Raw genomic sequence first — 18,106 nt, forward strand, 5'->3', positions numbered from 1 at the left:
TCGATTGTCGACAGAATGTGTGAAGCCGACGGTCTCCGCTTGTATCCGGTGTGTTAGCAGAAATCGAGAGGCGTACCACCTCGCGGGAGGGCGCAGCAGCGCCACATCGGCGGGCTGTCAGCAGACGTCCAGATCCAGGTACGTCCGTTCGCCGTGTCGTTGCAGCGCGGCGCAGGCGATGTCGGGATCGTTCGACTCCAACGATTCGAGTAGTTCGAGGTGGCGGCGAATGCCGTTGCGGCGCGAAGCGATACGGGCTTCCTCGCGCAGGTTGCGCGCCATCGGCAGCTGTAGCTTCAACAGGATCGGCGCGTAGGCCAGGTTCAGTTGATGGTTGCCGGCGAGGGCGACGACCTCGAGATGGAAGCGACGGTGCGCGTTGTCGCGTTCGAGTGGGTCGTCCTGGGCATCGGCGGCGCGCATCTCGTCGAGCGCGTGCCGCACCGCACCGAGGGGATCGCCGCGGGACGGCAGCGGCAGCGCGCTCTCGATGGCGTGGCGTTCCAGGACCCTGCGCAGTTCGAACAGCTGCAGGATGTCGGTGGCCGACCACACCAGCACCCGGAATCCGCGGCGCGGCAGGTGTTCTACGAGGCCTTCCTGCGCGAGCAGCCGCAGTGCTTCACGCACCGGCGCCCGGCTGACCCCGAGCCGGGCGCACAGCGTCTCCTCGACGATCCGCTCCCCCGGTTCGAGCGCTCCGCTCAGCACCTCCGACCGCACATGCCTGGTCACCATCTCCACCAGGCTCGGCGGCAGGACGGTCACGTTCGTCCGCGAGGTCATGAGTCGAGTGTACGAACTTCGCCGGGCAGAGTTCCTCGCCTCCCGCTGCTCGATCGCTGTCTGCTTTCCCCGCGAACGATGCGACACCGATCGCCTGACAGTGTTCGATATCGCTGCGGGCCGGTCGCCGGTGGATGTGAGCCGACCGTGCCGAACGATGTGCGCGGGTCGCGAAACCCGCAGCAGCAGAGCGTTTGCCGCATGTTCAGCCTGGTCGCCGCAGACCCGCGACCAGGAGCGCAACCAGCTGACGCGCGTCGTAGCGGGAGTCGCTGTCGGCGCCGATGCACAGATTCCCGATTCCGCGCATGACCTGGTAGGCATCGAGCCCGGAGCGGACTTCACCAGCCTCGGCGGCGGCGTCGAGGAGTTGGGCGCACACGGGCAGGAGGCGGTCGAGGAAATAGATGTGCAGCGCTTCGAAGTCGGCGTTGGTGTTGTGGAGGGCGGCCGCGAGACCGTGCTTGGTGACCAGGAAGCCGACGAAGAGGTCGACCCACCGCTCGAAGGCGGCGTACGGGGTGGGACTGTCGGCAAGCAGGCGGGCGCCCGCCTCGGCGCAGGCGTCGACCTGGTGGCGGTAGACGGCGATGACGAGGTCGGCCCGGGTGGGGAAATGGCGGTAGATCGTGCCGATTCCGACGCCCGCCCTGGCCGCGATGTCGCGGACGGGCGCCTCCACGCCCGAGGTCACGAAGACCGCGGCGGCCGCGTCCAGCAGAGCCTGCTTATTGCGTTGTGCGTCTTTGCGTTTGGGCGCAGCCGTGCTACCCGAGCCCCCGTCGCTGTCGTTCATCGCGCCACTCCTTTCGCTGCCACGGTTGCCAAACGGAACGATGTTCCATATTCTTGTTTCGGAACATGGTTCCGATTCCCAGGATGGCAGAGCGGAACCTCGCAACCAAGCCACGCTCCCCGTAACGGAGGAATGTCATGCAGTACCGCACCTTGGGTCGCACCGGCGTGCAGGTGAGTTCGCTGGCGCTCGGCGCGATGAACTTCGGCAAGATCGGCCGCACCACCCAGGACGAAGTCACCGCCATCGTCGACGCCGCCCTAGAAGGCGGCATCAATCTCATCGACACCGCCGACATGTACAGCGACGGCGAGTCCGAGGAACTGGTCGGCGCGGCGATCGCCGGTCGCCGCGACGACATCGTGCTCGCGACGAAAGCGGGTATGCCGATGGGCGAAGAACGCAACCATCGGGGAAGCTCGCGCCGCTGGCTGATCACCGAACTGGACAACAGCCTGCGCCGTCTCGGCGTCGACCACGTCGACCTCTATCAGATCCATCGCTGGGACCCGAGCACCGGCGACGAGGAAACGCTTTCCGCGCTGACCGACCTGCAACGTGCCGGGAAGATCCGCTACTTCGGCTCCTCCACCTTCCCCGCCTACCGCATCGTCGAGGCGCAATGGGCGGCCCGCGACCATCACCTGAGCCGCTACGTCACCGAGCAGCCCAGCTATTCGATCCTACAGCGCGGCATCGAAACTCACGTGCTGCCCGTGACCGAGCAGTACGGCCTCGGCGTGCTGGCCTGGAGTCCGCTGGCCTCGGGCTGGCTCTCCGGCGCGATCCGCGCGGGCCGCGACATCACCACCAACCGCTCCACGTTCATGCCGCAGCGCTTCGACCCCGCCGTCCCCGCCAACCAGGCCAGGCTCGTCGCCGTCGAGAAGCTCGCCCGGCTCGCCGACGACGCCGGCCTGACCATGATCCAGCTCGCGCTGGGATTCGTGACCGCGCATCCGGCCGTGACCAGCGCGCTCATCGGTCCCCGCACACCGGACCACCTGCGCTCGCAACTCGCCGCCGCCGACACCGTGCTGTCCGGCGACGTGCTCGACGCGATAGACGCGATCGTCGCTCCCGGTGTCGATCTCGCCCCGCAGGAGAAGTTCGACACTCCCCCAGCGCTTCTCGACCCGACCTTGCGTCGCCGCTGACCAGCTGAACGGTTCACCTTCGCAACAGGTTCCACGGAGGGCGGGCAACGGGGCGGCACATAGGATCGAGTGCACTCGCCGAGCACCGATCACGGGGTCGGTCGGGCGCACTGCGAGCAAAGAGTCGGCTGTGCCCGGCGGACTTACCCGTACAGGTCGGACAGTCCGATCAGTGTGATGTCGGACGACGCGGCGGCACTTCGCGCGTTGTCGTTGAATCCTGCGCCACTGAAAAGGATCAGTCGAGTGTCGGTGGTGTCGTAGCGACCGGCGCGGGCGATGAGGCTTCGGAGGTGCCGCAGCCGGTCGATGTGGGCTCTGCCGATGGTGTCGTTCCATTTCGCTTCACCGATGGCCAGCAGCGGAGGTTTGCCCACATCGGTGAGACCGACCACCGCGACATCGATTTCGTGAGCGACCCGGGCAGTGGTGTCGTGGACAACGTGTCCGACCCGCGCGGGCAGTCCGCCGAAGAGATCCGGGTCGGCATGGTGCAGGGACCATTCGCGGCAGATCTGTTCGAAGTGCGGGCCGAGCACGTTGCTGGTGAACCTGCGCCTACTGGCCTGCCACACCCGACGCGCACTGCCGGGGCGCTCCAGTGATCCCACACCGGTCGCATGATCGCGTGATAGAAGCCGATCAGCGGCTCGGCGATGCGATATGCCGACCGGTTCTGACGGAAGACATCGGCGTCCCGGTGCAGCAGACCCACGTCTTCGAGCACGGTGATGGGATGGGCGAGATCGGTGGCCTTGCCATGAGTCGAAGTCGGCCGCATCGGCAGGAACATCGCCCCGGGCGAACTCCCGGCGATATGCCGGAGTACCGCCGACGATCGCATGCACCCGGACAGCCAGCTGCGGATCGGAGATGCCCCAGAAGTCGGCGGCCAGACGGAAATCGAGCGGGCGCACCAATAGTTCCAGCCCGGCCCGGCCCCGCAAGGGCGCGCTGCCCGACAGCAGTCTGCTCATGAACGAAGCCTCCCGTCGCCCGGCACACCGCCCCGAGCAGGAACGTCTTTCCCTACCTGCGCCGACCGGACACGACGCCCAAGGTGGCACCGACTTGACTGTCGGAAACGAATCGCGACAGCGCTGACCACTCGTAGTCCCGATCGAACATGTCCAGCGGCTTGTCCATACAGCTCCATAACGCCAGGCTCGTGTGGGCGCTCAGGCTGCGGGTGCGCCACCACGGCCTCGTGAACGCGCCGCGCCGCGGACCGGTGTGGACTTCGGACGCATCACGGCCGCGTCCGCGGGGTGTCCGCGGCCGACCGGGATATCGGTACTACGCGGGATGGAGCAGGGCGTCGAGGTCGGCGGGTGCCGGCATGACCTGCAGCAGTCCGACACCCACGCGACCGGTGTTGCGACGACCTAGCCGACAGCTTCGCGGCGATCACGTTGCCGCACGGCCTTCCTCGACCGCGAACACGGCGATCACCAGCCCCGCGATCGGGTCGGCCCACGACCAGCCGAACAGACTGTTGAGCAGCAGCCCCAGGAGCAGCACCGCCGACAGGTAGGTGCACAGCAGGGTCTGCTTGGAATCGGCCACCGCCGAGGCCGATCCGAGTTCGCGTCCGGTGCGGCGCTGAGCCACGGACAGGACGGGCTTGACCTCTCCCCGCCTTGAAGGACGAGGATTCCTGCTTCTGCACCGGTTGCCCGCCCGGACTACTCCGTTGAGGTCTTACACCGACTCGACAGGCGTTTTATCTCTCTGCCAGCCCGGCAGCGAGGATGTTCCTCGCGGCGTTGACGTCTCGGTCGTGGACGGTCCCGCAGGCGCAGGACCATTCGCGGACACTCAACGGCATCGCTTCACGCAGCGCCCCACACGCGGAACACATTTTGCTGGAGGGGAACCAGCGGTTCACCAACAACAGGTCACGCCCGTACCAGGCGCACTTGTATTCCAACATCGTTCGCAGTTGCCGCCACGACGCATCCGAGATCGCACGGGCGAGCGAATGGTTGCGAACCATGCCGGACACGTGGAGGTCTTCGAGGGCGACCGCTTGGTTCTCACGGACGAGCCTCGTCGACAACTTGTGCAGGTGATCGGTACGGCGATCAACGATCCGGGCGTGAATCCGGGCCACCTTGCGGCTGGCCTTCGCTCGGTTCGACGACCCCTTCTCCTTGCGGGAAAGCCCACGCTGGGCTTTCGCCAACTTCACCCGGTCCCGCCGTTCATGGCGCGGGTTGGTGATCTTCTCCCCCGTGGAGAAGGTGAGCAGGGTGGCGAGCCCGGCGTCGAGGCCGACCATGCCGTCGACAGCGGGCAGGGCCTCGAGGGTCTCCTCCACCAGCATCGACACGAACCAGCGGCCCGCTCTGTCGCGAGACACGGTGACCGTGGTGGGTTCGGCCCCCTCGGGCAGCGGGCGAGAGAAGACGATATCGAGCGGAGTCGACATCTTCGCCAACGTCAACTGTCCATCACGCCAACGGAAACCGGATCGGGTGTACTCGGCCGACGCGCGGGACTTCTTGCGCGACTTGAAACGCGGGTACAGCGCGCGCTTGGCGAAGAAATTCGCGTACGCGGTCTGCAGATGCCGCAGCGTCTGCTGCAACGGCACCGACGACACCTCGTTCAGGAACGCCAGATCCGCTGTCTTCTTCCACTCGGTGAGCGCGGCAGAGGACTCGGTGTACTTCATGCTCCGCTGCTCGGTGGCATAGACACGGGACCGTTCCCCGAGCGCTTTGTTGTAGACCAAGCGCACACAACCGAACGTACGAGCAAGCTGTTCAGCCTGCTCGCTCGACGGATAGAAGCGGTACTTGTACGCCCGCTTCACTACTCCCCCCATGCCTCACAGACTACTACCCCCGAATGTGAGCCCCTGAACCCACAGGAAGGAGATAGGCGCTTCCTCCCCGCCGTGAACGACGGGGTCTCCCGCCAGTGGATCGGCAGTGACGATCTCGATGACCGCGTTGCGTGCCAGACACCGGGGTGTTCTTGCCCGAGGCCACACCGACGGTTCCGAGCGTGATTGCATCGGCCGCCGCAGGCAGCGCGTAGGTGATCTCCGGCGTATCGGCATTGTTCAACAGATAGTCGGTCATCGGGCGCGGCGTGACCGTGGTGGCGGGAGCAGCGCTGCTGGTCGTCGGTGCCGCTTCCTGACTGCTGGAACACCCCGCGGCGACGACCGCCGTACCGACCAGCACTCCCGCGACAACCATTCGATGGCGTGACATGACGCTTCGACTCCCACAGATCCGAAAACACAACCACCTGGTGGCAACCGCGGCAGCCTATCCCGCGTCCTGATCTACTTCTCGCTGTGGTGGCTCTTGACGCTGCTCATGCCGGTGAGGATGGGATATCCGCTGTGGCTCAACGCGTTTCCGTGGCCGGTCTGGTGGGTGTCGAAGACCGATTGGACGGCGGCGTAGAAGCCTTGGATGTCGAGGGTCTGGTTGACGGCGCGCTTGGCCTGACGGAGGCCGAAGGGTGGCATCCGGGCGATCTGTGCGGCCAGTTCGGCGGTCTCGATGGCGAGGCTGTCCAGCGGAACCACGCGGTTGACCATGCCGGTCCGGAGTGCTTCTTCGGCGGTGACGGATCGACCGGTGAAGAGGATCTCCTTGGCCTTGCGAGGGCCGAGTTCCCAGGTATGACCGTGGTACTCGACGCCACCTATGCCCATCAGAACTACGGGGTCGGAGAACTGGGCGTTGTCGGCGGCGATGATGAGGTCGCAGGGCCAGCACAGCAGTAGGGCGCCTGCGATGCAGCGGCCTTGGACGGCGGCGATGGTGGGTTTGGGGATATTGCGCCAGCGGAGGCTGTATTCGAGGTAGCGGCGGGACTCGGCGGCGTAGACGAAGTCGAGGGCGATCTTCTCGGGGGCGTCGGCGGGGCGGTCTTTGAGGTCGTGGCCCGCGGAGAAGTGTTTGCCCGCGGCGGCGAGGACGACGACCACGACGTCGTCGTCGGTGGCGGCGCGGGTCCAGACGGCGTCGAGTTCGTCGAGCAGGGCCATGTTCTGGGCGTTCGCCGCCTCGGGGCGATTGAGGGTGATGGTGGCCACGCGGCCTTCGGTGCGGTAATCGATGTACACGGATGTCGCCTTCACGGTCGGGGGAGGCCGAGTACGCGCTCGGCGATGATGGTGCGCTGGATTTCGGAGGTGCCGCCGGCGATGGTGCCCGCGAAGGTGCGGACGAAGCGCTCGAACCAGCCGGGAGCGGTGTCCTCGAGGCTGAGCGGGCTGTAGCGGGCGGTGACGCCGGGGTGTTCGAGGCCACGGGGGCCTGCGGCGGCGAGGGCGTGTTCGGCTCCCGATTGCACGGCTTCGGAGCCGAGGAGCTTCAGAACCGACAAGCCGGGGCCCGCTTCCTCACCGCGGGCCGCCTTGGCCAGCGCCTGCGAGCCGAGCAGACGCAGGGCGTGGGCGTCCATGGCGAGCGTGGCGTAGCGGTTCTCTTCCAGCGGGGTCGCGGGGTGGAAGTCGGCGAGCAGGCCGTCGAGGCGGCTGGCGAAGTTGGTCCACAACAGGTTTCGCTCGTGGCCGAGGGAGCCGCTCGCGACCCGCCAGCCGGCGTTGAGGTCGCCGAGCAGATTCTCGGCGGGCACGCGGACGCTGTCGAAGAAGACCTCGTTGAAATCCAGATCGTCGGGCCGGGCTACCGAGGCGAACGGGCGGCGGTGCACTCCTGGCAGATCGGTGGGTATGAGCAGGGCTGAAATGCCACGGTGTTTGGGCGCATCCGGGTCGGTGCGGACGAAAGTGAGCACGACGTCGGCATCGTGGGCGCCGGAGGTCCAAACCTTTTGTCCGTCGACGACGAAGTGGTCGCCGTCGAGGCGGGATCGGGTGCTCAAGCCCGCGAGGTCGGAGCCCGCGCCCGGTTCGCTCATACCGAGGGACGCGGTGAGATCGCCGCGCAGGATGGGGACAGCCCACCGCTGCTTCTGTTCCTCGGTGCCGAAAGTGAGCAGGGAGGCGGCGATGATCCCGACACCCTGGGGGTTGAAGTATTCGTGGATGCCGCGTTCGGCGAGGGTCTCGCGGTGCACGTATTGCTCGAGGATGCCCGCGTCGCGGCCGCCGTATCCGGGCGGGTTGCCGGGGACGAGCCAGCCGTGGTCGAACTGGGTACGTTGCCAGCGCCGCGCCCAGTCGGGGGTGTGGGAGCTGGATCGGGGGCGTTCGAGGCCCTCGGCGTCGGGCAGGTGCTCGTCGAGGAAGGCGATGAATTCGGCGCGGAACGCCTCGACGCCGCTATCGAAGGCCAGTCGCACGGTGGTGCCTCGCAATCGTCGCTCGATGTTCGTCGGTGCCGCCGAGCAGCAACTCCCCCGCCTTGGCGCGCTTGAGGGCGAACTGGACGTCGTTTTCCCAGGTGTAGCCCATCGCGCCGAACAATTGCAGACCGTTGCGGAAGACCAGGGATTGGCATTCGCCCGCGGCGGCTTTGGCCATGACGGCGGCCAGGTGCTTGCGGTCGTCGGCCTCGGCGATGGTGAGGGCCGCGAAGTAGGTGAGGGCGCGGGCGCGTTCGATCGCCACGTGCATGTCGGCGGCTTTGTGGCCGACGGCTTGGAAGGAGCCGATCGGCGCGCCGAATTGGCGGCGCTCGCGGACATGCTCGACGGCGAGGTCCAGGACGCGTCGGCAGGCGCCGACCATGGTGGCGGCCATGCCGGTGAGGGCGACGGCGCGGGCGTGGCGGACGTCGGAGTGCTGCCGGGCGCCGGGGGCGACCCGTACGCGATCGAAGACCACGTCGGCGATGTGCAGAACCGGGTCGAAGACGGCGGCTCGGCGGATGCTCGCCGATCCGGCGGGGACCAGGAAGACGCCCGCGCCGATGACGACAGCCAGCTGGTCGGCGCGGTCACCGTCGAGGACGCGGGCGGAGCCGTTGAGGATCCATTCACCGCCTTCGCGGGTGGCGGTGACGCCTTCGTAGACGGCCGCGCCCGCGATCTCGGTGGGAGCCTCGGTGACGAGCGGCGCGAACTGGCTCGTGGTGGCGAGGAAGGGCGTCGGATCGCAGGCACGTCCCAGTTCTTCGTGGGCGATAGTCAGCTCGACGGCCGCACCGGGCTCGGTCATCCCCGTCCAGCCCTGATCAACGAGCGATTTCCATAGCGGGCCCGGGTCGGCGCCGTGATCGGCCACCTCCCTGATCAGCGTCGGCGGGCAGTGCCGGGCGAGCATCTCGCGCACGGTGATCTGCCAGAACCGCTGATCGGAGTCGAACTCCAACAGCATCCGATCGACCTCCTCGTCCGTGACCGCGGTTCAGCGCGCTCGCCACACCTGCATGGACATCGATGCGAGATCCAGGGTCGGGCTCAGCGGCAGCTTCCCGCTCGCGGAACGTTCCCCGAAACCACGCAGGACGACATCGGGATCCGCGCTGAGTTCGTAGACGGCGAGGTAACGGTGGGTGGGCTCGCCGCGACCCGGGACCGGCTGGATCTCGTAGCGAGTGCACGATTCGATGCCGGGAATCGCGAGGACGTCGGCGAGGTGGTCGGTGTCGTACCAGGTGTTGAATTCCTCGTCACGCCCTTCGACGGCGTTGGTGAAGACGAGCATCTTGGCGTCGGTCATGGTCGGGTCCTGTATCTTTTATCGGCTTACGGATTGTCGGCTTACGGATTGTCGGCTCGCGGAGGGTCAGTGCGGGAGCATCTCGGTCCAGGGGCGGTTCGGTTCGGTGGCGAGGTCGCCCTGCTGGTAGACGCGGCCGTCGGAGGCCAGGTAGGTGCCGGTCGCCGGGTCGTAGCGCGCGGCGCCGATCGCCGGGGCGTCCGCGGGGCTGCTCGCCGGGGCACTGGCGGGGGCGTCGCCGGGCGGGCTCTCCGCGGGGATCGGACGGGTGTCGGGGGCGATGCCCTGGTCCTCGAGTCCGGGGTCGCGAGGATAGGGGCCGAGCAGGGGTTGTTCGGTGGCGAGCGGAACGAATCCTTCCGCGTCGTGGCAGAGTTCGGCGGTCGGGGCGTATTTGCCCGGCTGGCCCGCGCAGGGGGTGTTGCGGACGCCACGCACTGCTATGTCCGAGTCCTGCGGGAGTTTGCAGTAGAGGCCGTCGGGGGTGTCGAGGGTCTCGGTCTCGTGCGGGGAACGCCATTCGGTCGGCGGGAGGAAGCCGACGGTGCAGGCGGCCGGCTCGGACATGTTGCCGAAGCGGAAGGTGCCCAGGCCGAGACCGGAGGCGTTCTTGGTCGGCTGCACGGTCTGGATCATCGAGATCGAGGGCGGGAGCAGGACGAGCAGTTGTTCGAGACCGGCGTTGTAGGTGACGGCGAGCTGACCGACGCTGGTGAGGTTGGCCAACAACACCGGCAGCGTCAGTTCGACGGATTCGAACAGGCGGGTCGCCTCGGTCGCGAGGCCGGGGCCCTCGCGCAGGATGGCGCGCAACTGCGGGTCGTCGGTGACGAGCTGACCGGTGACGCCGGCGAGGCTGCGGGTCCACACCTGCACGGCGTCGAGGCTGCGGGCTTGGGCGTCGAGCAAGGGCACGGCGTCCTGGACGAAGGTACGGGCGGCGGGTCCGGAGCGCTCGAGCGCATCGGCGAGGGTTCGGCCGGAGGCCAGCAGCGCATCGAGTTCGTGGCCCGAGGCGCCCAGGCCGGTGGACAGTTCGCCGAGCAGGTCATACATGCGGTCGGTCGGGACGGTGCCGACCATGGCGCTGAGGCTGTCGAGCATGGGGCCCACCGGCTGCGGGACATCGGTGTGCGCCAACGGGATCACCGCGCCCTCGTCCAGGTAGGGCGCCTGATCGGTGCGGGGGCGCAGTTCGACGTACTGTTCGCCGACCGCCGAGACGCTGCGGACCATGGCTTCCAGGTCGGCAGGAATCGGGTGGTCGGTGTCGAGGGTGAGGGTGGCGCGCACGCCGTCGTCGGTGAGGTCGACGGCGGTCACCTTGCCGACCTGCACGCCGCGATAGGTGACATTGCCGAAGCGGTAGAGGCCGCCGGTCTCGGGCAGGTCCAGGTAGACGGTGATCGAGCCGACGCCGAGCAGCTGCGGCAATTTCATGTAGACGGTGCCCATGACGGTCAGGCCGAGCACCGACAGGACGGCGAAGATGACGAGCTGGGCGCGGACGAAACGGGTGAGCAGCATCAGCGGCCTCCCGTTCCCGGCGGGGTGAGGCCCACGCCGAGCGGGTTCGAGGTCTGCTGGGCGTAGCCGGGATCGCCGATGGCGGCTTGGATCACGGCGTGGGGGTCGGCCCACGGGGTGCCCTGCAGCAGTTCGCGTTGCAGGCGCGGGATGGTGAGGTCGACGGTGGCGTGCAGGTTGATGTAGTCGCCGCGCACGGCGCGGTCGATCACCTGCTGGCCGTAGGGGTAGACGGTGGCGTAGGCCAGGCCGGCGTCGAGCAGTGGGCCCACATCGGCGACGGCCTTCAGCGTCGGTTCGAGGTTGCGCAGGTCGGCGATGAGGTCCGCGCTGACCTCGGTGACCACGCCGGTGGCGGTGTCGCTGAACACCCGCAGGCGCTCGAGCGCGTCGGTGAGGGCGGGGCGTTCGGCGAGCAGCAGGTCCAGGGTGGGCGGGAGTATGTCCAGTGCGCGGGTGAGGGTGTCGGTCTGACCGGCGAAGGTCTCCCCCAGCCGGGTCAGCGCCTCGATGGAGGCGACGATCTCGGCGCGCTGGTCGGCGAGGACGGCCATGAAGCCGTCCAGGCGGGCGAGCAGGTCGACGACCTGGTCTCCACGGCCGTCGAGGGCATTGTTCAGTTCGGCGACGATGTCGCCCAACTGGCCCAGGCCGCCGCCGTTGACGACGACCGACAGGGAGGCCAGGGTCTGCTCGGTGGACGGGTAGGTGGAGGCGCGGTTCAGCGGCAGGCGCGCGCCCGATTCCAGCCGGCCGGTGGGTTGTTCGCCGTCGGGGGTGTTCAATGCCAGATGGGTGGAGCCGAGCAAGCTGGTCTGGCCCACGGTGGCGACGGCATCGGCCGGGATCACGGTCTCGGGGCGCACCGCCGCCTCGACCACCGCGTGCCAGCCGTCCAGGGAGATGGTGCGGACGCTACCGACCACCACGTCGTCGACCATGACCGGTGAATTCGGCGTCAAGGTGCCGACATTCGCGATCTCGACGGAGATGATCGTCGCCTGCGAGCTGTTGGCCTCCGCACCCGGCAGCGGCACCGAGTTGACCCCGTGCGTGCCGCAGCCGGTGACGGTCAGCAGCAGGCAGGCCGCGACGGCGACCCGGGAGGGCGGGAAGTGCTTCATGGTCAACGCCTTCCGCCGAACAGGATGTCGGCCAGGTCGAGCGGAGGCGCCGGGGCCTGCTCGGCGGGGGCCACCACCTGAGGGACCAGGTGCGGCTCGGTGTAGAGCACCTTCTCGGGGCGCGGGGTGGGGCCGAGGACGGGGTTGATCGAGAAGGGCAGGTAGTTGAAGCTCAGCAGCGGCAGGACCGGGCCGAGGTAGTCCCGGCAGGTCTGGGCCGATTGCGCCGAGGTCTGCTTGCCGACGGCTTCGATGGCCGAGCAGATGAACTGCACCGGGTTCGAGAAGTTGTTCAGTACGAAGACCCCCGCTTCGGTGCCGGATTCGGGGTTGTAGATGTTGTAGAAGTTGGCCATGCTCGTCGGGAACACGTGCAGCAGCTGTTCGAGGTCGTCGCGGTTGTCGACGAGGTTCTGGGTGACGTTCGCCAAGCGGCCGACCTGCTCGCTCGCGCGGTCGCGGTTGTCGGCGACGAAGCGCTGGACTTCGCTCACCGCGAGGGAGAGTTGGTGCAGGGCGGCGTCGAGGTCGGAGCGGCTGCCGTCGATGACACTGGTGAGGGTGGCCAAGCGGTCCTGGAACTCGACGATCTGCACATTGCTGTTCCGCAGAGCGGTGACGAACTGCTGCAGTCCGGCCACGGTGGTCACGATGTCGCCGCTGCCGTCGGCGAGGATGCGGCCGACGCCGCTGAGCTGGTGCAGGGTGTCGCGCAGCTTGTCGCCGTTGCCGTTCATGGCGGTGGCGGCGCTGTCGATGAACCGGCCGAGCGAGCTCGAGGAGAGGTCACCGTCGGGACCCAATTCGTCCGACAGCCTGGTCAACTGGGTCTTGATCTCGTCCCATTCGACCGGCACGGCGGTGCGCTCGATCGGGATCGTCGCGCCGTCGGCCAGGATCGGGCCCTGGCCGCGATGAGCGGGAGTCAGTTGCACGAAACGGGAGTCGACCAGACTCTGGGCGACGATGACGGCCTGCGCGTCGGCGGGGATCGATACCTCTCGGTCGACCTCGAGAGTCACCTCGACGGCGGTGCCGCGCGGTTCGATGGCGGTGACGACGCCGACCTTCACGCCGGAGACCCGCACGTCGTCGCCAGGATAGATGGCGGTGGCGGTGCTGAACACGGCGCGCATGGTGTTCGGGCCGAATGCGGCTCGCCATCCGGTCGTGCCCGCCGCGATCAGTGCGGCGGCAAGGACGAGCACGCCCGCGATACGGAGGATCTTCGCTCGGGTCATCGCGGTGGCTCCGGAGTGAGTTGCGGGGCGCCGAAGGCCTGGTCGATGAACGGCTGGACGAGATCGCCGGGGATCAGGTTGGCGACGAAGGCGTTGTAGAACGGGCCACCGGAGACCGCCTCGCCCTGGGTCATGGCGACTTTCGCCAGGCCGGGCAGGGCGGCGGCGATATTGTCGCGATTCTTCTCCAGCATGGCGACCACGGAGTTCAGCCGGTCCAGTGTCGGCGCCAGATCGGCTTCGTTGTCGGCGACCAGGCCGCGCAGTTGCTCGGCCACGGCGGCGGTTCCGGCCAGCAGGTCCACGATCGCCTGCCGGCGGGCGACCAGCGTCTGCAGCAGCGCGTTCGACTCGAGGATCATCGTGTTCACCTGCGCGCCGCGTTCGGCGAGGATGCCGGTGACGTCGGCGGTGGCCCGCAGCAGGGCGCGCAGGGTTTCGTCGCGGCTGTTGATCGTGCGGGACAGTTCGGTGAGGCCGTCGAAGGTGGGGCCGAGTCGCGGGGCGATCCGGTCCAGGGTGGTGGCCAGGGTGTCGAGAGAGGCGTCCAGGGCGACGGTGTCGGTCTCGCCGACAGTGGTGGTCAGATCGCCCACGGCATCGGTCAGCGAGTACGGCGAGGAGGTCCGTTCGATCGGGACGACGTCGCCGGGGCGCAGCACCCCCGGTCCTGCCGAGACCAGGGTGAGAACTCGCTTGCCCAGCAGAGAGCCGGTTTTGATGTGGGCCGAGGTGCCGCCGCCGAGGGTGATGCGGTCGCGGACGGTGAAGTCGACCTTCGCGTCGCCGTCGTCCAGGCTCAGCCGGGCGACGGTGCCGACGGTGACGCCGGAAAGGATGACCTCGTCGCCGACGGCGAGTCCGCCCGCTTCGGCGAAGACAGCGGTGTAGCGCACGGTGGTGCCCCAGGCGATGAACTTCTGTGATTGCAGGCCGATGGCGATCACGCAGATCATCAGAACCACGCCGATCACGCCGTGGCGGGCCAGGTGCGCGCCGCGGTACTGCGTCAGGCTCATGGGCTGCACCGTCCCGTCGTCTGCTCGATGGCGGGCAGGACGAGCACCTGACCGCTGGGGTCGTTGATCCGGACGGTGATGGCGCAGATGTAGTACTGGATGAAATTGCCGTAGGCGCCGGTGCGGACCAGCTTGCGGAAGTTCTCCGGGGCGCGGCCGAGCGCGTCGTCGAGGACTTGCTTGTCACCGTCGAGAAGCGGTGCGAGCCGGGCCAGTTCGTCGACGGTGCCTGCCAGTGGCGGCCGGGCGTCGGCGAGGAGATCGGCAACGCTCGCGGTGCCCCGGTCGATGGCCTCGACGGCCGCGCCGATCGGATCGCGTTGCGCGGACAGTTCGCCGACGAGACGTTGCAGGCGGTCGACAGTGGCGGTGAACTGGTCGCCCTCGGCGCTCAGAGTTTCCATCACGGTGCGCAGATGGTCGAGCAGGCGTCCGACGACGTCGTTCTTCTCCGCGAGCGCGCTGGTGAACGAGGCGGTGCCCGCCATGAGCGAGTCGATGGTGTTCTCCCTGCCCTGCACGATCTCGAGCAGCGACCAGGTCAGCGCGTTCACCTCGTGGGCGTTCAATCCCTGGATCACGGGTTTCAGACCACCGATGAGCAGGTCGAGATCGAGTGCGCCCGCGGTCTTCTCGACCGGGATGCGGGCGCCGGGCGCCAGCGGCTCGGAGCCCCCCGGCGAGTCGGCGAGTTCCAGGTACCGGTCGCCGACGAGGTTGAGGTACCGCACGGCGGCCTCGGTGGCGGTGGTCAGGGTGACGCTGTCGGCGGCGTCGAATTCGACCAGGACGGAATGGTCCGCACGCAGCTCGACGCCGCGGACCGTCCCGATCGGCACACCGGCGATGCGCACGGTGTCGCCGCGACTCAACCCGGAGACGTCGGCGAACACCGCCGAGTATCCGGTGACGCCGCCGCTGCGGTACTGGCCGAACACCAGGATCAGCAGGGCCGAGAGCAGCACCATGACGACGGCGAAGGCGCCGAATTTCAGCAGTGGCGCGTTGCGTGGGCTCATCGCGGCGCTCCGGTCGAGGGGCCGAACAGAGCGTTCGGGAGCGTGTCGGGGTTGACGACGATGCCCTGGTTGCCGCGGGCGAACGGGTCGGCGCCGACGTCGGCGACGACGAACGGCGGGCGCTGCTCGTAGCCGACCGGCAGGACCGAGCACTGGGAGCCGCCGGAGGCCTGCAGTTTCGGCAGATTCTGCGGGTAGCGGTAGGGGTCGATGCCCCACAGGAAGTTCGCCGACAGGCCGAGGCCGGGGACGTCGACCGGGGCCATCTGCGAGAGGTCGGCGAAACCGTCCAGCGAGCAGTACAGCGCCTCGCGGTATTCGGCGGTGAGGGCGGTGGTCGGGACCAGCACGTCGAGGGTGCTCGCGAGGGCGGAGGCATTGGCGGCCAGGACGCGATGTCCGGTGTCGGACAGTCCGATCAGGCCGAGCAACATGGCGTCGAGGTTCTGGTGTTCGTCGAGGAGTGTGCCGCCGACCGAGGTGATGTTGCCCGCGGTGTCGAGCAGAGGTTGAGCGGTGTCGGCGTAGGTGTTCAGGACCGGGGTGGCGAGGCTGATGTCGGTGCGCAGGTCCGGCAGGGCCGGTTCGAGTTCGGCGAGGAAGGTTTCGAGGTCGCCGAGCATCTCCCCCACCTGCGCGCCCCGGCCGCGGGTGGCCGCGGCCAGCGAGCCCAGCGTGGCGTTCAGCTTCTCTGGCTCGAGCGCGGCGAGCACGGCGGTCAATTGCTCGAAGACGGTATTGATCTCGACGGTGACACGATCGGCGGTGAGCACCTGACCGGCGCGCAGTCGGCCGTCGGGTCGCTCGGGGGGCAGGAGCTGGACGAACTTCGCGCCGAAGACGGTGGTCGAGGCGATCGCTACCGAGACATTGCCCGGAATGCGAGCGAGTTCATCGGCGTCGATGGCCAGTTCGAGGGCGGCCAGGCCGTCGGGACGTTCGCGGATCGCGGAGACCTTGCCGACGGTGACCCCGCGCATCTTCACGTCGGCGTCGGGGTTCATGACCAGGCCCGCGCGCTGCGAGAGCACCTGCACCGCAACGGTGTCGGCGAAGGCGCCGCGGAAGCTCTGCACCGCGCCTGCCACCAGCAGCGCGCACAGCGCCATCGCGACTGTCCCGGCCAGCGGGCGGATCATGTTGTGCACCGCGGTCACTCCTCTATCCGGACAGATCGAAGTTGCCGTCGGCGCCGTAGACCGCCAACGAGACCAGCAGGGTGACCGAGACGATGGCGATCAGCGAGGTGCGCACGGCATTGCCCACCGCGATGCCGACCCCGGCCGGGCCACCCGCGGCGAAGAAGCCGAAGAAGGTGTGGATCAGCAGCACCGTCAGCGCCATCGCCAGCGCCTGCACGAACGACCACAGCAGGTCGATCGGATTCAGGAACGTCGAGAAGTAATGGTTGTACAGGCCCGAGGACTGCCCGAGCAGCACGACCGTGGTGAAGCGGCTGGCGACGAAGGAGGCCACCACAGCCAGCGCGTAGAGCGGGGTGATGGCGATCATCCCCGCCACCAGGCGGGTACCGACCAGGTAGGCGATGGGCTCGATCGCCAGCGATTCCAGGGCGTCGATCTCCTCGTTGATGCGCATCGCGCCCAACTGGGCCGTGGTGCCCGCCCCGAAGGTCGCCGCCAAGCCGATGCCGGCGACCACGGGAGCGGAGATGCGCACATTGATGAAGGCGGCGAGAAAACCGGTGAGCGCTTCGATTCCGATATTGCCCAGCGAGCTGTAGCCCTGCACGGCGAGCGTGCCACCGGTGGCCAGGGTGAGGAATCCGACGATCACCACCGTGCCGCCGAAGACCGCCAGAGCGCCTGTGCCCATGCTGATCTCGGCGATCAGCCGGACGGTCTCGCGGCGATGGTGCCAGGCCGCGAACGGGGCGACGGCGAGGGCTTTGACGTAGAAGAGGGCGTGGTCGCCGATCTCACCGGCGACGGTGATCGGCTTGCGGAGCCTGCGCACGAGCAGCGGGTACCGGGTGGCGAAGGTCGCCAGTTCCGCGTGCACGGGTTGATCTGTCATCAGCGCACCGTCATCTGGATTCCGATGGCCGTGACGACCACATTGATCACGAACAGCGACATGAAGGCGTAGACCACGGTCTCGTTGACCGCGTTGCCCACCGCCTTCGCGCCGCCGGTGACGATCAGCCCGCGATAGCAGGCCACCAGACCGGCGACCAGACCGAACAGCAGCGCCTTGACCGAGGAGATGAACACCTCGTTCATCCCGGTCAGCAGGGTGATGCCCGCGGCGAACGCCCCCGGATTCACCTCCTGCACGTAGACCGAGAACAGATAGCCGCCGAGGATGCCGATCACGCAGACCAGATTGTTGAGCAGGAACGCCACCAGGCCGGAGGCGAGCATGCGGGGGGTGACCAGCCGTTGCACCGGGTCGATGCCGAGCACCTGCATGGCGTCGATCTCCTCCCGGATGGTGCGCGAGCCGAGGTCCGCGCACATGGCGGTCGCGCCGGAGCCGGCCACGATCAGCACGGTCACCATCGGCCCCACCTGGGTGACCGCGCCGAACGCCGCGCCCGCCCCGCTGAGATCGGCGGCGCCGAGTTCGCGCAACAGGACGTTCAAGGTGAAGCTGACCAGAACCGTGAACGGGATGGCGACCAGCAGGGTCGGTACCAGCGAGACCCGCACGATGAACCAGGACTGTTCGAAGAACTCTCTGGTCTGGAACGGTCTGCGGAACGCGAAGCGCACGGCGTCGGCGGACATGGCGAACAGGCCGCCGACGAGCTCGAACGGCCGAGCCGCCCGATCCACCGCCGCGGGCGTCCATGCGCGCCGTGTCCGCTTCATCGCCGCGC

The 18,106-nt window shown here is 68.1% G+C and carries 17 protein-coding genes and 1 pseudogene; 1 reads left to right on the plus strand and 17 read right to left on the minus strand.

Going from position 1 to position 18,106, the window contains the following annotated elements; all coding sequences use genetic code 11:
* Positions 1-117: 117 nt before the first annotated feature.
* Both IU449_RS06250 and IU449_RS06255 read right to left on the minus strand, forming a co-directional pair.
* The gene (locus IU449_RS06250; protein WP_195000951.1) at positions 118-786 is read right to left on the minus strand and encodes a GntR family transcriptional regulator; all 669 of its coding nucleotides are present in this window, start codon (positions 784-786) and stop codon (positions 118-120) included.
* Between the two features lie 205 nt (positions 787-991).
* Positions 992-1,582, minus strand: coding sequence for a TetR/AcrR family transcriptional regulator (locus IU449_RS06255; RefSeq protein WP_195000952.1), 591 nt, complete (start codon positions 1,580-1,582; stop codon positions 992-994).
* Positions 1,583-1,719: 137 nt separating this feature from the next.
* Here IU449_RS06255 and IU449_RS06260 point away from each other — a divergent pair, with 137 nt between their 5' ends.
* A complete protein-coding gene (locus IU449_RS06260; protein ID WP_195000953.1) occupies positions 1,720-2,739 on the plus strand; it encodes an aldo/keto reductase in 1,020 nt (339 codons plus the stop codon).
* Between the two features lie 143 nt (positions 2,740-2,882).
* Here IU449_RS06260 and IU449_RS28885 read toward each other — a convergent pair whose 3' ends face one another.
* The 15 genes and pseudogenes from IU449_RS28885 to IU449_RS06335 all read right to left on the minus strand — a co-directional run bounded on the left by IU449_RS28885 (position 2,883) and on the right by IU449_RS06335 (position 18,098).
* Entirely contained in the window at positions 2,883-3,350 is a 468-nt protein-coding gene (locus IU449_RS28885; RefSeq protein ID WP_228803738.1) for a hypothetical protein, read from the minus strand.
* A gap of 796 nt (positions 3,351-4,146) precedes the next feature.
* Positions 4,147-4,368 (minus strand): annotated as a pseudogene (locus tag IU449_RS06270) (cation transporter); the annotation flags it as partial.
* Positions 4,369-4,462: 94 nt separating this feature from the next.
* A complete protein-coding gene (locus IU449_RS06275; protein ID WP_195000954.1) occupies positions 4,463-5,569 on the minus strand; it encodes an RNA-guided endonuclease InsQ/TnpB family protein in 1,107 nt (368 codons plus the stop codon).
* A gap of 468 nt (positions 5,570-6,037) precedes the next feature.
* Positions 6,038-6,829 (minus strand): enoyl-CoA hydratase, encoded by a 792-nt coding sequence (locus tag IU449_RS06280; protein WP_195000955.1) that lies wholly within the window; start codon positions 6,827-6,829, stop codon positions 6,038-6,040.
* 11 nt (positions 6,830-6,840) lie between these two features.
* A complete protein-coding gene (locus tag IU449_RS06285) occupies positions 6,841-8,013 on the minus strand; it encodes an acyl-CoA dehydrogenase family protein (protein WP_195002354.1) in 1,173 nt (390 codons plus the stop codon).
* Positions 7,994-8,989 (minus strand): acyl-CoA dehydrogenase family protein, encoded by a 996-nt coding sequence (locus tag IU449_RS06290; protein WP_195000956.1) that lies wholly within the window; start codon positions 8,987-8,989, stop codon positions 7,994-7,996. The genes IU449_RS06285 and IU449_RS06290 overlap by 20 nt, the downstream gene beginning before the upstream one ends.
* Before the next feature lie 30 nt (positions 8,990-9,019).
* The gene (locus tag IU449_RS06295; protein ID WP_195000957.1) at positions 9,020-9,334 is read right to left on the minus strand and encodes a DUF4286 family protein; all 315 of its coding nucleotides are present in this window, start codon (positions 9,332-9,334) and stop codon (positions 9,020-9,022) included.
* Between the two features lie 66 nt (positions 9,335-9,400).
* Positions 9,401-10,861 carry an MlaD family protein gene (locus IU449_RS06300; RefSeq protein WP_324188108.1) on the minus strand — a complete coding sequence of 487 codons (1,461 nt, stop codon included), beginning with the start codon at positions 10,859-10,861 and terminating at the stop codon, positions 9,401-9,403.
* Entirely contained in the window at positions 10,861-11,985 is a 1,125-nt protein-coding gene (locus IU449_RS06305) for an MCE family protein (RefSeq protein ID WP_195000958.1), read from the minus strand. Before IU449_RS06305 ends, IU449_RS06300 begins: the two co-directional genes overlap by 1 nt.
* 2 nt (positions 11,986-11,987) lie before the next feature.
* Complete coding sequence (locus IU449_RS06310; RefSeq protein WP_195000959.1) at positions 11,988-13,226, minus strand: MCE family protein; 1,239 nt, start codon at positions 13,224-13,226, stop codon at positions 11,988-11,990.
* Entirely contained in the window at positions 13,223-14,254 is a 1,032-nt protein-coding gene (locus tag IU449_RS06315) for an MCE family protein (RefSeq protein ID WP_416382106.1), read from the minus strand. The genes IU449_RS06310 and IU449_RS06315 overlap by 4 nt, the downstream gene beginning before the upstream one ends.
* Entirely contained in the window at positions 14,242-15,264 is a 1,023-nt protein-coding gene (locus tag IU449_RS06320) for an MCE family protein (RefSeq protein WP_195000960.1), read from the minus strand. Before IU449_RS06320 ends, IU449_RS06315 begins: the two co-directional genes overlap by 13 nt.
* A complete protein-coding gene (locus IU449_RS06325; protein WP_195002357.1) occupies positions 15,261-16,403 on the minus strand; it encodes an MCE family protein in 1,143 nt (380 codons plus the stop codon). The genes IU449_RS06320 and IU449_RS06325 overlap by 4 nt, the downstream gene beginning before the upstream one ends.
* A 22-nt stretch (positions 16,404-16,425) precedes the next feature.
* Entirely contained in the window at positions 16,426-17,301 is an 876-nt protein-coding gene (locus IU449_RS06330; RefSeq protein WP_195000961.1) for an ABC transporter permease, read from the minus strand.
* Positions 17,301-18,098: an MlaE family ABC transporter permease gene (locus IU449_RS06335; protein ID WP_195000962.1), complete on the minus strand. Its 798-nt coding sequence runs from the start codon at positions 18,096-18,098 to the stop codon at positions 17,301-17,303. Before IU449_RS06335 ends, IU449_RS06330 begins: the two co-directional genes overlap by 1 nt.
* Positions 18,099-18,106: the final 8 nt, after the last annotated feature.

This window comes from Nocardia higoensis, assembly GCF_015477835.1.
Classification (GTDB): Bacteria; Actinomycetota; Actinomycetes; order Mycobacteriales; family Mycobacteriaceae; genus Nocardia; species Nocardia higoensis_A.